Annotated in this window: 15 protein-coding genes; 8 read left to right on the top strand and 7 right to left on the bottom strand. The window is 63.8% G+C overall.

The annotated features are described in order from the left end of the window. Nucleotides 1–2: 2 nt before the first annotated feature. On the bottom strand, nt 3–1,472 hold the full coding sequence (xylB, locus tag C0V76_RS18730; RefSeq protein ID WP_101944435.1) for a xylulokinase: 1,470 nt from the start codon (nt 1,470–1,472) through the stop codon (nt 3–5). Nucleotides 1,473–1,639: 167 nt separating this feature from the next. After that, on the bottom strand, nt 1,640–2,674 hold the full coding sequence (locus C0V76_RS18725; RefSeq protein WP_216821798.1) for a LacI family DNA-binding transcriptional regulator: 1,035 nt from the start codon (nt 2,672–2,674) through the stop codon (nt 1,640–1,642). Between the two features lie 144 nt (nt 2,675–2,818). On the opposite strand from C0V76_RS18725, the gene pelA reads away from it, so the two are divergent. Next, nucleotides 2,819–4,396 (top strand): pectate lyase, encoded by a 1,578-nt coding sequence (gene pelA / locus C0V76_RS18720; protein WP_158239292.1) that lies wholly within the window; start codon nt 2,819–2,821, stop codon nt 4,394–4,396. Further along, entirely contained in the window at nt 4,393–5,619 is a 1,227-nt protein-coding gene (locus C0V76_RS18715; RefSeq protein ID WP_101944432.1) for a DNA-binding transcriptional regulator, read from the top strand. Before pelA ends, C0V76_RS18715 begins: the two co-directional genes overlap by 4 nt. Nucleotides 5,620–5,628: 9 nt before the next feature. On the opposite strand, the gene rsmI is transcribed toward C0V76_RS18715, so the two are convergent. Next, complete coding sequence (rsmI, locus tag C0V76_RS18710; RefSeq protein ID WP_101944431.1) at nt 5,629–6,495, bottom strand: 16S rRNA (cytidine(1402)-2'-O)-methyltransferase; 867 nt, start codon at nt 6,493–6,495, stop codon at nt 5,629–5,631. Here rsmI and C0V76_RS18705 point away from each other — a divergent pair. The 6 genes from C0V76_RS18705 to C0V76_RS18680 all read left to right on the top strand — a co-directional run bounded on the left by C0V76_RS18705 (nt 6,494) and on the right by C0V76_RS18680 (nt 10,670). Next, complete coding sequence (locus tag C0V76_RS18705) at nt 6,494–6,916, top strand: YraN family protein (protein WP_101944430.1); 423 nt, start codon at nt 6,494–6,496, stop codon at nt 6,914–6,916. The genes rsmI and C0V76_RS18705 overlap by 2 nt on opposite strands. A 1-nt stretch (nt 6,917) precedes the next feature. Continuing rightward, nucleotides 6,918–7,295, top strand: coding sequence for an HIRAN domain-containing protein (locus tag C0V76_RS18700; RefSeq protein WP_101944429.1), 378 nt, complete (start codon nt 6,918–6,920; stop codon nt 7,293–7,295). A 232-nt stretch (nt 7,296–7,527) separates the two neighbouring features. After that, nucleotides 7,528–8,301 (top strand): SDR family oxidoreductase, encoded by a 774-nt coding sequence (locus C0V76_RS18695; protein ID WP_101944428.1) that lies wholly within the window; start codon nt 7,528–7,530, stop codon nt 8,299–8,301. 194 nt (nt 8,302–8,495) lie between these two features. Continuing rightward, on the top strand, nt 8,496–9,449 hold the full coding sequence (gene argC, locus C0V76_RS18690; protein ID WP_101944427.1) for an N-acetyl-gamma-glutamyl-phosphate reductase: 954 nt from the start codon (nt 8,496–8,498) through the stop codon (nt 9,447–9,449). Nucleotides 9,450–9,454: 5 nt separating this feature from the next. Next, complete coding sequence (locus C0V76_RS18685; RefSeq protein WP_101944426.1) at nt 9,455–10,045, top strand: phosphoheptose isomerase; 591 nt, start codon at nt 9,455–9,457, stop codon at nt 10,043–10,045. A 1-nt stretch (nt 10,046) separates the two neighbouring features. Continuing rightward, a complete protein-coding gene (locus C0V76_RS18680; protein WP_101944425.1) occupies nt 10,047–10,670 on the top strand; it encodes a BON domain-containing protein in 624 nt (207 codons plus the stop codon). A gap of 57 nt (nt 10,671–10,727) precedes the next feature. Here C0V76_RS18680 and C0V76_RS18675 read toward each other — a convergent pair whose 3' ends face one another. The 4 genes from C0V76_RS18675 to C0V76_RS18660 all read right to left on the bottom strand — a co-directional run bounded on the left by C0V76_RS18675 (nt 10,728) and on the right by C0V76_RS18660 (nt 13,548). Then, nucleotides 10,728–11,615, bottom strand: a complete 888-nt coding sequence (locus C0V76_RS18675; protein ID WP_101944424.1) for a HAMP domain-containing sensor histidine kinase — start codon at nt 11,613–11,615, stop codon at nt 10,728–10,730. Next, nucleotides 11,608–12,162, bottom strand: a complete 555-nt coding sequence (locus C0V76_RS18670; protein ID WP_256376439.1) for a LuxR C-terminal-related transcriptional regulator — start codon at nt 12,160–12,162, stop codon at nt 11,608–11,610. Before C0V76_RS18670 ends, C0V76_RS18675 begins: the two co-directional genes overlap by 8 nt. 193 nt (nt 12,163–12,355) lie before the next feature. Next, nucleotides 12,356–12,775, bottom strand: coding sequence for a nuclear transport factor 2 family protein (locus tag C0V76_RS18665; RefSeq protein ID WP_101944422.1), 420 nt, complete (start codon nt 12,773–12,775; stop codon nt 12,356–12,358). Next, nucleotides 12,775–13,548 (bottom strand): SDR family oxidoreductase, encoded by a 774-nt coding sequence (locus tag C0V76_RS18660; protein WP_101944421.1) that lies wholly within the window; start codon nt 13,546–13,548, stop codon nt 12,775–12,777. The genes C0V76_RS18665 and C0V76_RS18660 overlap by 1 nt, the downstream gene beginning before the upstream one ends. Nucleotides 13,549–13,605: the final 57 nt, after the last annotated feature.

Raw genomic sequence — 13,605 nt, 5'->3', positions numbered from 1 at the left:
AGTCAGCACTGAAATTCGCTCTTCAGCGCGGCATACAGCGCGCGGAAGCGCTGGTAGCGGGATTCGAGAGATGCGTTCGGCGGCGCGGGAATGACGCGTTCAGCCACAGGCGGCGCCACGCACACGCGGGTCTCCTCGCCCCCATCGGCGAGCCAAGCCAGGCGTGCTGCGCCCAGCGCGCCGCCGGCCTCGCCCCCCGCGTGAGTCACGATCTCGGTCTGCAGCACATCGGCCAGCAGTTGCGCCCACAGGGCACTTCTCGCGCCACCACCCACCAGTGACAGCTGCGCCACGCGGGTGCCAGCGCTCTGCAAGGCCGCGAGGCCATCGCGGAAAGCGAAAGCCACGCCTTCAAGTACGCTCCAGCCAAGATCAGCGCCGGCGTGTGTGAAGCCCAGGCCAAAGAACACGCCCTGCGCATGCGGATCGTTGTGCGGCGTGCGCTCGCCCGAGAGATAGGGCAGGAAGATCGGTGCCGCCTCACGCGCGGCCACATCGAGCTGTGCCACTTCGGCCAGCAGCGCGGCCTCGTCGACACGCCCGGTGAGTTGGGTCACCCACTTCAGGCAACTCGCCGCCGAGAGCATCACGCTCATCTGGTGCCAGCGCCCCGGCAAGGCGTGGCAGAAGGCATGCACGGCAGATTGCGGGTTGGGCCGGAAGGCGTCGTTCACCACAAACAGCACGCCCGAAGTGCCCAGCGAGAGGAAGCCAGCGCCAGGCTGCACCGCACCGATGCCGACCGCGCTGGCGGCATTGTCGCCCCCACCACCAGCAATCAACACCTCGGAGGGCAAGCCCCAGCGCGCCGCCAGCGCCGGCAACAGGCGTGCCGACACTTCACTGCCTTCCACCAGGCACGGCATCTGCGCCCGAGTGAGACCACACAGGGCCAGCAACTCGTCCGACCAATCGCGCTGCGCCACATCCAGCCACAGCGTGCCGGCGGCGTCCGACATCTCGGAGACTTTCTCGCCGGAGAGCTTCAGGCGCAGCCAGTCTTTCGGCAGCAGCACGCTATGTATCGCGGCAAACACCGCCGGCTCATGCTTCGCCAGCCAGCGCAGCTTGGGCGCGGTAAAACCGGGCATCGCCAGATTGCCGGCAATCTGCGCCAGCGCCGGGCACTCATCCATCATCTCCTGGCACTCGGCCTGCGAGCGGCCGTCATTCCACAGGATCGCCGGGCGCAACACCGCATCACCCTCGCCCAGCAGCACCGCGCCATGCATCTGACCCGAGAGGCCGATGCCGCGCACCCGGGCCATGAATTGCGGATAGCTGGCAGCCAGCTCGTCGAGCGCGGCACAGCAGGCCTGCCACCAGTCAGCCGGATTCTGCTCAGCCCAGAGCGGGACAGGTCGCGACAATCCCAGCGGATGGGCCGCTGTCGCGAGGCGCTGATGCTGATCATCCAGCAGGAGCACTTTGACTTCGGACGTTCCCAGATCGATGCCCAGATAGCAGCTCAAACGACACCTCTTGTGGATCAGATTTTCGCCGCAGCATGCGGGTTCGAAAGCATTTTCTGATTATCGTTGATCAAAAGATGCCTGCGATCACACTGGTGAAATTCATAAAGCCACAAGGCAGGTTTCAGAACAAAGCTGAATCCATGTTTGAGGTGGCAGACCGGCAGTCAGGGAAGATTGTCCTTGAGGAACACTTCGATGCGGATCCGCTCCTGGGTACGCACGATTTCACCGCCTTCGCACAAGGCCTGCAGTACCCGCACCGCACTACGCACTTCATGCGCCGGATCCTGACAAATGATTGCGTCATAGACTCCATCAAGCAGCGCCTGGCGCACATGCGGGGTAAGTTCATGGGCCACGCTGACCACTTCGCCGGGGCGACGCAGTTCGCGCAAGGCCTCGATCAGGCCGCGATTGCCGGCGCCAATATTGTAGAGACCCACGATGTCCGGATGCGCGGCCAGCAGCCGCCGTGCGACCCCTGCCGTTGTCTCCGCCTCATCACGCCCCTCCACTACCGGCAAGCTCAACAAGCCCGGAAACTCGGCGCGCAGCACCTGCTCGCACCCCAGGTGACGCTCCATATGGTCACGCAGGGTCATGGAACCAGCGATCAGGGCAATTCGCCCACTGCGCCCGGCATTGAAGCGCCCCAGCAAGCGGCCCGCAACACGGCCGGCAGCAATGTTGTCGACCCCCACAAAGTGTTGCCGGGCAGAGGAAGGCAGATCCGACACCAGGGTCACCAGCCGCAGGCCGCGCGCCACGCAGGCATCGATGGCCTCGCGCACGCCCGGCGCATCCGGCGCCACGACGGCCACGCCATCCCAGTCCGCAGCATCGAGTGCATTGAGGGTGCCGGCAACAGCCGGACCATCAAAGGCCTCCACATGCCGCAGTTCGATCAGGCAGCGCTCAAAGGCCAGGCGCTCGGCCGTGGCACGCACCTCGTCAGCAAGCAAGCTCATGAAAGTGTTGTGGCCACGCGGCAACAGAAACACCAAGCGCAAGTCGCGCCCCCGCGACAGACGCGCGGCGTGCACATCCGGCTTGTAGTTAAGCTGACGCAGCACCGCCTCCACCTTTGCCACGGTCTGCTGACGCACGCCCGGGCGCTTGTTGAGCACCCGGTCCACCGTGGCCACGCTCACGCCGGCAGCCTGGGCCACGTCATGGATCTTGGTTCGAAGCTTGCTCACGGGGCTCATGTTTTTCGGGTTCGCGGGTTTAGGTTGGGACCAAAGTTGATGTACGTACATCAAAAACTGACTGATTTGATTATACTGCCGCCGCATGAGCGTGCCTCAGCGCCCGCCGCAAGAAAATCGATCAGGAGACTCACCATGCCCGCCCGCCTCCGCCGCCCGCTCGCTCTCAGCGCCCTTGCCCTGCTCTGCGCTGCCTGTGCAGTCCAGCAAGAACGCCCGCCTGCAGCCGCCAGTACAAGCGTGCCCGGGGCAGCGCAGAGCCAATTGGTCAGCATTGCCCTGATCATGGGCGAGCCGAATTTCTCCATGGATGGCGGCTACCAGGAGCTCGAAGAAGGGCAGTACACCCAGCCCGAACTGAAGCCGGGCAAGAAAATGTTCGCACCGATCCAGGACATCATCGGACTACTCGGTGGCGAGGCTCAGCTCGACGCCGCCAGCCACAGCGGCCGCTACAGTCTGGCCGGCATCAGCCTGAGCGCGCATGCAGGAGAGAGCCGCGCCGAACGCAATGGCAGCCCGGTCGATCTAGGCATCGCGCCGGAGTGGCGCAATGGCAGTCTGTGGCTGCCGCTCGAAACCACTTTCAGCCTGTTTGGCGCCTTCCCGAAATGGGATGAAGCGCGCCAGCGCTTCTCGGCCACCTTCATCCTGCCTGCCTCCAGCAAGATCAGTCAGCAAGCCAGCGGCGGCAAGATCACCGAGGCCAGCATGACCGAGCAGAGTGCGGCCTTTTACAACAGCGCCGAAGGTCGCCAGCTCGCCGATGTCGTACTCGGCTATCAAAATGCCGACGGCGGCTGGCCCAAGCTTGAGCGTACGGTGAATATGCTGGTGCCGGTGAATACGGCGGCACTGACAGGCTGGCGCGGCAAATCCACGATCGACAACGATTCCACGATGAAGCAGATCAAGGTGCTGGCCCGCGCCTTCAGCGCCTTCGGCGACGAGAAGTACCGCGCCGGTTTCAATCGTGGCCTCGACTACATCTTCGCCGCCCAGCTTGCCAATGGCGGCTGGCAACAGTTCTGGCCCGATCCGGTCGGCTACAAGAAGCGCATCACCTTCAATGATGATGCGATGGCCAACGTGCTCGAAGTGATGCGCGATATTGCTCAGCCCACGGCCGAATTCCGCTTCGTAGACACCGCCCGCCGCACTCGCGCACAGGATGCCCTGCGCCGTGGCATCGATCTGATCCTCAAGACCCAGCTCGTGGTAGGCGGCAAGAAAGCCGGCTGGTGCGCCCAGTACGACGAGAACACACTGGCGCCAGCCATGGGCCGCTCCTACGAGCTTCCCTCGATCAGCGGCGGCGAGAGCGTGAATGTGTTGCGCTTCCTGATGAGTCTGGAACAGCCTTCGCCTGCCGTGGTGCGTGCCGTGCAGGATGGGGCGAACTGGCTCAAGGCTGCCCGCCTGCCTGGCCAGAAACGCATCAAGCGCGAGGACCGCACACTGGAGATGGGCTTCGACTATGTGCTGGTCAAGGACCCCGCCGCTCCCGGCACCTGGGCACGCTTCTACGATCTGGACAGCGGCAAGCCCCTGTTCAGCTCGCGCGACAGCGTCAAGCGCAGTGATTTCGCCGAAATTGCCTACGAGCGACGCGTCAAATACAACTGGTTTACCGAACTGCCACGCGCGCTGCTCGAGCAGGAATATCCGACCTGGCAGAAACGCCGCACCGCGCAAGGCAGGGGGCGGCAATGAGCAGCCTTGGCTTTTCTTCCGGCCCGGCCAGCAGCGGCCTGCAGTCTCATCGCATTGCCCTGCTCTTCAATGCCAACAAGGTCTATGACCGCGAGATTGTTGCCGGCATTGGCGCCTACCTCGGTTCCACTCGGGCCGCCTGGGAGCTCTTCATGGAAGAAGACTTTCGCTGCCGCCCTGAAAACATGGCCGGCTGGCAGGGCGACGGCATCATCGCCGACTTCGACGACCCGGACATCGCTAGCGCACTGACCGGCATCCAATGTCCGGTGGTGGCCGTCGGCAGCTCCTACGCTGACCCGGCCCACTACCCAGCGGGCATCCCCTATGTGGCAACGGATAACCACCAGCTGGTGCGCTGCGCCTTTGAACACCTGATGGGCGCCGGCCTGCCACGTTTCGCGATGTACAGCACGCCCCCCACGCCACGCAACCGCTGGGCCCAGGAGCGCGAGCAGGCCTTCAACGAGCTGCTCGCTGAAACCGGCGCCGAAGGCTCGCTCTTTCGTGGCAGCACAACCGAAGCCCAGAGCTGGCAAGGCGCCCAGCAGCAGCTGATCGACTGGCTGCAGCAATTACCGAAACCCATCGGCATCATCGCCGTGAATGACGCGCGCGCGCGTCACATCCTGCAGGCCTGCCTCAGCGCCGAGATCCCTGTGCCGGAAGCGGTGGCCATCATCGGTATCGACAACGATCCGCTCACCCGCACGCTTTCGCGCATCCCGCTCAGCTCGGTGATCCAGGGCACCGACCAGATGGGGCGCACCGCCGCCCACCTGCTCCACCGCCTGCTGCGCGGGGGCCGCGAGCACGCCGCTCCGGTGCTGGTGGCGCCAAGCGGCATTCATGTTGCGGCCTCCAGTCAGCATCGTCCGCTGAGCAACCCGTATGTGATGCGCGCCCGCCATTACATCCGCCAGTACGCCGCCCAAGGCATCAAGGCCGAACAGGTCGTGGATCATCTCGGGATCGCCCGCTCGACGCTGGACGCCTATTTCCGCAAGGAGCTAGGCTACACGGTGCATGACGAGATCATGCATACCAAGCTTGGCCGGGCTCAGGACCTGCTGCGCGATGGTCAGCTCTCATGCAGCCGGATTGCCGTGCAGTGCGGTTTCACCTCGCTGCAGTACATGCATGCAGTGTTCCGCCGCGAACTGGGCTGCACCCCGCGCGAGTACCAGCAGAACCTGCGCGAGGAGCGGGTGGCGAGCGACTGAGCGAGCGACTCAAGCCTTCAGGCGCAGGCCCAGTTCATACAGCGCATTCTTGGCCGCACCGGTAATCTCGGCCGCCAGCTTGGCCGCTGTTTTGAGCGGCAACTCGGCCAGCAGCAGCTTCAGCACCCGCTCGGCTTCGGGTGGAAGGCCCTCGCGTTGCGGTGCCGGCCCCACCAGCAGCACGAACTCGCCGCGCTGGCGATTCGGGTCCGCGCGCAACCATTCCAGTGCGGCCCCCAGCGGCATGCGCGCGATCTGCTCGAAGAGCTTGGTCAGCTCGCGCGCAAACACCAGCTCGCGCTCAGGCTCCAGCACGGCAGCCAGATCTTCGACCGTCTCCAGCACGCGGTGCGGTGCCTCGTAGAACACCAGTGCCGCATCGATGCCGCGCAGGCCTTCAAGCGTCGTGCGGCGCGCTGTCGGCTTGGGCGGCAGGAAGCCGTGAAAATGGAAATGCGCCGCCGCCAGACCCGAAGCCGAGAGTGCCGCAATCGCCGCACAGGCCCCGGGCACCGGCACCACCGGAAAGCCCGCCTCCTGCACACGCGCCACCAGCCGCGCACCGGGATCGGATACGGCCGGCGTACCGGCATCGGTAATCAGGGCCACATGCTGGCCGGCTTCGAGCAGAGCGATGATGCGCGTCGCGCCCTCCTGCTCGTTGTGCTCGTGCAGCGCGAGCATCTTCGAACTAATGCCATGCGCATCGAGGAGACGCAGGCTGTGGCGGGTGTCTTCCGCTGCAATCGTCCCCACCACCCGCAGCACGGCCAGCGCGCGCAGACTGATGTCCAGCCGGTTACCGAGCGGGGTGGCCACCACATACAATGCCGGCGAGGCGTGGAGCGGATTTTCTTCGTTGAGCAGGATGGCCATGGACGCTTTGATCGCGGGATTCCGGAAAGTGCTCGATTGTCTGCTGCGCCGCCATGCGCTGCAAGGCTCGGGTGTGCAGGCCGAGCGGCTGGCCGAGGCCTATCTGGTTGCACGCGGCGCACGGATCCTGGCCCGCAACGTGCGTTGCAAGGGCGGCGAGATTGATCTGATCGCCGAGCATGCCGGTCACATTGCCTTCGTCGAAGTCCGTCTGCGCCGCCACCGCGACTTCGGCGGCGCCGCCGCCAGCATCACCCCAACCAAGCAGCGGCGCATCGTGCTGGCCGCAAAATACTGGCTACAAGGCGCCGGGAGCGTTTACCGCCAACGCCCCTGCCGCTTTGATGCAGTACTTCTGAACGAGCTGGATGCCCATGCTCCGGAATGGATCCAGGCTGCCTTCAGCATGGAGCGCACCTGATATGCGTGGCCCGCTGCTTGCCGCCCTGCTCCTTGGCATCTCCCCCGCCCTCGCCCAGCATCCGCGCCTCGTCCTGCAACGTAGCGCCCTCGCCGGCTTCAGTCATCACAGCGCCGAACAGCTCTGGCCGCACTTGCGTGAAGGTGACGCACTGAGCCTCAGCCGCGAAGCCGCCAACCCCTACGATGCCCTGGCGGTGCGTGTCGACTGGCAGGGGCAGGCGCTGGGCTACCTGCCGCGCTCGGACAACGGCGCGGTTGCCCAGGCACTGGATCAGGGCCAAGCACTGGAAGCCCGCATCAGCCGTCTGCGCGCTCATGTGGATCCGCGCCGGCGGATCGAGATCGAGGTGGCTGCACCGCTCCCGCCCCGGCCTTGATCCTGCGCAAATCCAACCCGCTCAAGCAAAAGCCTGTGGCTATCGCAAGTGCCACACCTTATGGATTCGGGTAAACTCGGAGGGCTTTTGTGTCGCCCGGTCTGGTTCCTGTAAACCGGCTGGCTTACACTCCCGCCTTCGGTTTCAGACCGTAGGCGGCAGCCAGGGCGTCACGGTGCCTCAGCCCCTTCCCCTTACGAGCGGGCTTTTTCAATATCGGGAGAGTTACAGAATGAGCAATCCGTTTGATCTGAAGGGCAAGGTCGCCCTCGTTACCGGTGGTGCCCAAGGCATTGGCGCTGCTATCGCTGCCAAGCTGGCTGAAGCTGGCGCTAACGTCATCTGTGCCGACTTCGCACCGATGGCCGCCGAATCGACCGCCGCCATGGAAGCCGCTGTCGCCAAGGCCGGTGGCAAATACTGGTACCTGCAAGCCAACCTGACCGCCAAGGGCGCGCCGCAAAGCGTGATCGATCAGGCCGTCGCGCTGGCTGGTCAAGTCGACATCCTGGCAAACGTGGCGGGCACCATCCGCCGCGCGCCCTTCCTCGAGCACACCGAAGAAGACTTCGACTTCGTCATGCAGATCAACCTGTATGCACCGATGTACCTGTCGCAAGCTTTCTGCCGCCACGTGGTTGGCCGCAACGGCAAGGGCAAGATCATCAACATCTGCTCGATGCTCTCCTATCAAGGCGGCATCCTGGTGCCGGGTTACACCGCATCCAAGCACGGCATCGCGGGTATCACCAAGCTGATCGCCAACGAAATGGGCGCCAAGGGCATCAACTGTAACGGTATCGCCCCGGGCTATATCGCTACCGCCAACACCGCTCCGATCCGCGCTGACGAAGCCCGCAACAAGGCCATCCTGGATCGCATCCCGGTCGGTCGCTGGGGCGAGCCGGAAGACCTGGCCGGCACCGCAGTGTTCCTGGCTTCCGAAGCTTCTGACTACGTGAACGGCGCCATCGTGAACGTCGACGGCGGCTGGCAAGCTCGCTAAATCTCTGCTGACGCCGATCCGGTCACGAATCGGCAGCATTGATCGCGTACAAAACCCCCTCCGGGCAACCGGCGGGGGTTTTGTTTTGTTGCGACGCACACCCGGCGGCAGCTCTGATCGCCCAAGGGCCGGGTTCTTTTTGAACCTCTCGTTTACAATCCGCTCTGAAGAAGCAGACATCCCCAGAGGCATCCATGACTTACAAGGTTTTCATCGACGGCCGTCACGGCACCACCGGACTCAAGATCGACGAGCGGCTGGCTGGCCGCGCAGACGTCGAAGTCCTCACGATCCCCGAAGACAAGCGCAAGGATCCCGCCGTTAAGGCCGAGTACATCAACGCCGCCGACGTAGTCTTCCTGTGTCTGCCTGATGCGGCCTCCAAGGAATCTGTCGCCCTGCTGGCAGCAGGCAACACCCGCACCCGTTTCCTGGATGCCAGCACCGCCCATCGCACGAATCCGGACTGGGTCTATGGCTTGCCCGAACTGCATGGCCAGCGCGAACGCCTGCGCAGCTCCCAGCGCATTGCCGTACCGGGCTGCCACGCCACCGGTTTCATCCTGACGATAGCGCCACTGGTCGCGGCAGGTCTGGTGCCAGCGGACTACCCGCTCACTTGCACTTCGCTCACCGGCTACAGCGGCGGCGGCAAGGAAATGATTGCCGACTACGAAGGCCAGGGCGCCCTGCCCGATCACATGCTCTCACCACGTATCTATGCGCTAGGCCTCGGCCACAAGCACCTGCCGGAAATGCAGGCGCTGACAGGCATCGCCCACGCTCCTATATTCAGCCCGGTGGTCGGCCCGTTTGCGCAAGGCATGCTGGTATCGGTGCCGCTGCTGCCGCGTCTGCTGAACGGCCTCACGCCAGAGGCCGTGCATGCTGAACTGAAGCGTTACTACGCCGACGAAGCCTGCGTGAAGGTGATGCCGCTGGGCGGTAGCGAAGTGGTGGAAGCCGGTTTCCTGCCCGCCACGCGCTGCAACGATACCAACCGTGCCGAGCTCTTCGTGTTTGGCCATGCCGGGCAGATCCTGCTCGTCGCCCGTTTTGACAACCTCGGCAAGGGCGCTTCCGGCGCGGCCATTCAGTGCATGAACATCGCCCTGGGTTGTGATGAGCTGACTGGTCTGGCGGTGTAAGCACGATGGATCTCGCTTCCCGCATCGCCCTGCACTTCGAAGACAGCGCCCAGACAAAACTGGCTGCCGCCGAGCAGCTCTCGCTGCCGCTGGCAGATGCCGCTGAACTGATGGTGCAAACCCTGCTCTCCAACGGCAAGATCCTCGCCTGCGGCAACGGCGGCTCGGCAGCAGATGCCCAGCACTTCGCCTCCGAGTTGATCGGTCGCTACGAACGCGAGCGCCCAGAGCTGGCAGCCATTGCCTTGTCGGTCGATAGCTCGACCATGAGTGCCATCGCCAACGACTACTCCTGGGAACAAGTTTACGCCAAGCAGGTTCGTGCGCTGGGCCAGCCGCATGATGTGCTGCTGGCGATTTCCACCAGCGGTGATTCACCCAACATCCTCGCGGCCATCGAAGCGGCCCATGAACGTGACCTGCGCGTGGTAGCGCTCACCGGCAAAGGCGGCGGCATGCTTGCCGGCATGCTGCGCGAAGGCGATGTACACGTCTGCGTGCCACATGAGCGCACCGCCCGGATCCAGGAAATCCACCTGCTCGCCATCCACTGCATCTGTGATGGCATCGACTGTCTGCTGATGGGAGAGGAATGAAATGAAACTGCGAACCCTGAGCTGCATCCTCGTTGCTGGCGGATTGCTGCAAGCTTGCGTCCCGCTGGTAGTTGCCGGCGTAGGCACTGGAGTAGCCTCCACGATGGACCGCCGTGCCTACAGCGAACAACTGATGGATACGGAAATCGAACACAAGTTCAACCGTGGCTTCCCGGCTGCGCTTGAAGCCAAGACCAATGTCTCGGCCACGGCTTACCACCGCTGGGTATTGCTGACTGGACAGGCAATTGACGAAGCCAGTCGCGCCGAAGTCGAAGCCCATGCCCGCAGCGTGCCGAATGTACTGGAGGTTTATAACGAAGTGAGCATCGGCTACCCAGCCTCCTTCACTGCGCGCAGCAATGACGCCTGGCTGACCTCCTCGGTGAAGACCCGCCTGGTCAATGCCAAGGAGCTGTCGGCCAACAATGTGAAAGTCGTCAGCGAGTCCGGCACGGTCTATCTCATGGGCCTGCTGACCGAAACCGAAGCCAATGTTGCGGCACAGGTCGCCCGCTCGACCTCAGGGGTCCGCAAGGTCGTCAACGTGATCGAAGTCATTTCGCCGGAGAAAGCCCGGCAACTCAGCGTCCAACCAAGCCAGCCAGCAGCGCCGGCACAATAAGCCAGACGTAAAAAGGGCCGCGCAATGCGGCCCTTTGCTTTTTCCGCGGGAGACGACTCAGGCAGCCGGAAGCGCCAGGCGCAACAGACAACCCCGCCCGGCACGCGAAGCCAGTGTCAGCTGACCGCCCTGCAGGACAGCAAGGCGGCGCGCAAGCACCAGCCCCAGACCACGATCCTTGAGGTTCTGACCGTAGCTGGACCCCGGGATGAAAACCTGTGGCAACAGCTCAACCGCAATCCCCTCGCTGCTGTCCCATACCTCAATCAGCACCATGGAGCCGCGCTGGCGAGCACCCAGCACGACCCCACCACCTTCACCAGTAATCGCCACGGCATGCGCCACCATGCGATCAATGGCCTTAAGCAGCATCGCTTCATCCCCCAGCACCCGGCGCGCGGTAGGCACGTGGCGCAAGTGCAACTGGCGCTCGTGCGCTTCATCCAGATGGCTGTTGATTGCTTGCGAGAACAAGCCGTCAAGTGACAGCGGTCTTGTGCTGCATTCGACTCGGCCGGCCTCCAGCTTGGCAATCGCAAACACCGCTTCGAGCTGCTCGGAGAGTTGCTCCACCGCTGACTCGATGCCGCTGACCAGCTTGCGCGAGGAGTCGGGTAAGGGGTGGGCCGACAAGGTCGCCGCAAAGAGCGCGATGGCCTGGGCTGGCTGGCGCAGATCGTGGCCCATCGCAGAGAGGAATTCTCCCTCCTGCTGCTGCGGCGTAGCGAGCACCTCAATCCTGGCGGGCAAACGTTGCAAACGCTCGAGCAAATACCACAGGGCAGCAAAGATGCCCGCAGCAAAAACGCTCCACAACACACCCAGGATCGTCAGGCCATCATGGCCAAGCAATACACCGAGACAGGCAACACAGCCCGCCACCATCAGCAGGCGCATGTATAGCAGCAAACGGGCGGCGGGGCTGCCGGTTACCGCTTCACGCATCTTCCGGCGGCATCGACAGATTCAGGGTCTGGCCCACGAGAATGGCCTGTGAGCGGGTATTCACGCCCAGCACGTGGTACACCGAGGTCAAGTGCATCTTCACGGTGCGCTCGGAAAGATCCAGGCGCTGGGCTATCTCCTTGTTGGAGAGCCCTTCCATCAGACAGCACAGCACGCGCTCCTGCTTGGGGCTCAGCTTGGGGCGCGGACGCGACTCGCCGTTGCTGCCATTGCCCCGGTTGCGCTCAAGCTGATCGTCATAGAAGCGACGGCCGGCCAGCAGGGTGCGCACGCCATCGACGAGCGCACTCGGGTCCATGGACTTGGACAGGAAGCCATCGGCTTCGGCCTCACGCGCAAGCTGGCGATAGATCGGAGCATCCTGACCAGAGAAGATCGCCACCGGCACGCCCGGAACTTCGCGGCGCAGCAGCGTCATCAGTCGCAGGCCGTCGCTGTCAGGCAGTTTCAGATCCAGCAACACGAGGTGGAAGGTCTTGCCCGCCCGCAACGCGGCAACGGCTTCCTGAGCTGATGCAGCACAGATGATTTCCCCCCCCCGCCAGAATCGGTTCGAGCATGGCCTTCAAGGCATGCTGCAAAAGGGCATGGTCATCGACCAGAAGGATATTGCGCGCAAATACGTTCATCACTCCACCCGCCTGTCTCTGGGGCCGCAAGGGCCTGTTGATGTTGTGCCGGAAGAGTACTCTAAAAAACGTGACGCAATACGCAAGCCCTCAGGTGGCGGAAAGGCTTTTGTAAAGTTTTCGCAACACCCAGCCAAGCAGCGGAACCCGCATGAACAGGGCTTCTGCGGGGTCCCAGTAATCCACGTGGGATGAAACCTGCCCATTCGGGTCAAATTCCAGCCGACTGCTGCCTTGTAGCCGATATGCAACGCCACGGACCGAAAAAGCGAAGTCCCAGCACAACATGGCGCTGCCCTCCCCACGGCACACGTCACGCACCACAAAACGCGGGGACTCCAGCTGCGCGAACATATGAAGGAAGATCCGTTCGATGGCCGGCACACCGCGCACATCATTGAAGGGATCCTTGAAGTGCGCCTGCGGCGCGTAAAACTCACCCGCCCGGGCGACGCTGTCAGGGCTGAGGGTCTGGTACCACTCGACGAGTCCTTGCAGGGTGTTTTCCATCAGCGAGCCGTCCGTGACACAAGCGCGAAGTAGAGCCGCGCCGGCAAGAGGCGCAGCAGTTTGAGAAAGCGTGAGAAGCGTTTCGGAAAGTGGATTTCGAATTCACCCCGCGCCAGCCCGGCAAGGATCTGCGTGGCCGCTTCATGCGCGCTGATCAGCGCCGGCATGCGGAAATCGTTCTGCGCAGTCAGCGGTGTCGCCACGAAACCGGGGTTGACGAGACTCACGGCAACGCCGCGCGGCGCAAGATCCAGCCAGATCGATTCGGCAAAGTTGATCAGCGCAGCTTTGGAGGGGCCGTATACCGCCGCCTTGGGCAAACCACGATAGCCCGCCACGCTACCCACGATCACCAGATGCCCCTGCCCGGCCGCCAGCATGGCCGGCAGCACGGCGGCCACTCCGTCCATCACACCCAGCAGGTTCACCTCCAACGTGGCACGGATGTTCTGCGGCGTGAGCTCCCAGGCCCGCAATGGCTGATAGGTGCCCGCATTGAAAACCACCACATCCAGCCCGCCGAGCAGACGCTCTACCTCCTGCGCCAAAGGCTGCAACGCCTCACTCCGGCTGATGTCCAGCGGCAGGATGAGCGCACCGGGCAGTTCCCGCGCGAGCTGGCTCAAGCGATCAGCATTGCGGGCGCTCAGCATGAGCCGCGCGCCCAGCGCGGAGAGTTCGCGCGCCAGCGCCTCGCCAATGCCGGTCGAGGCGCCGATAAGCCACACGCGGCGGCCACGCCAATCGGTGATCTTCGGATTTAAGGGCTTCATCACAATCCTCTGCTGACCAGCCCCGTGAGCGCGCCATCCGGCACTCCGGCGCAGGCT

Origin of the sequence: Uliginosibacterium sp. TH139 (assembly GCF_002855595.1) — a bacterium.
Lineage (GTDB): Bacteria > Pseudomonadota > Gammaproteobacteria > Burkholderiales > Rhodocyclaceae > Uliginosibacterium > Uliginosibacterium aquaticum.
The sequence above is the reverse complement of the archived record's forward strand: the minus strand, read 5'-3'. Positions and strand labels throughout refer to the sequence as shown.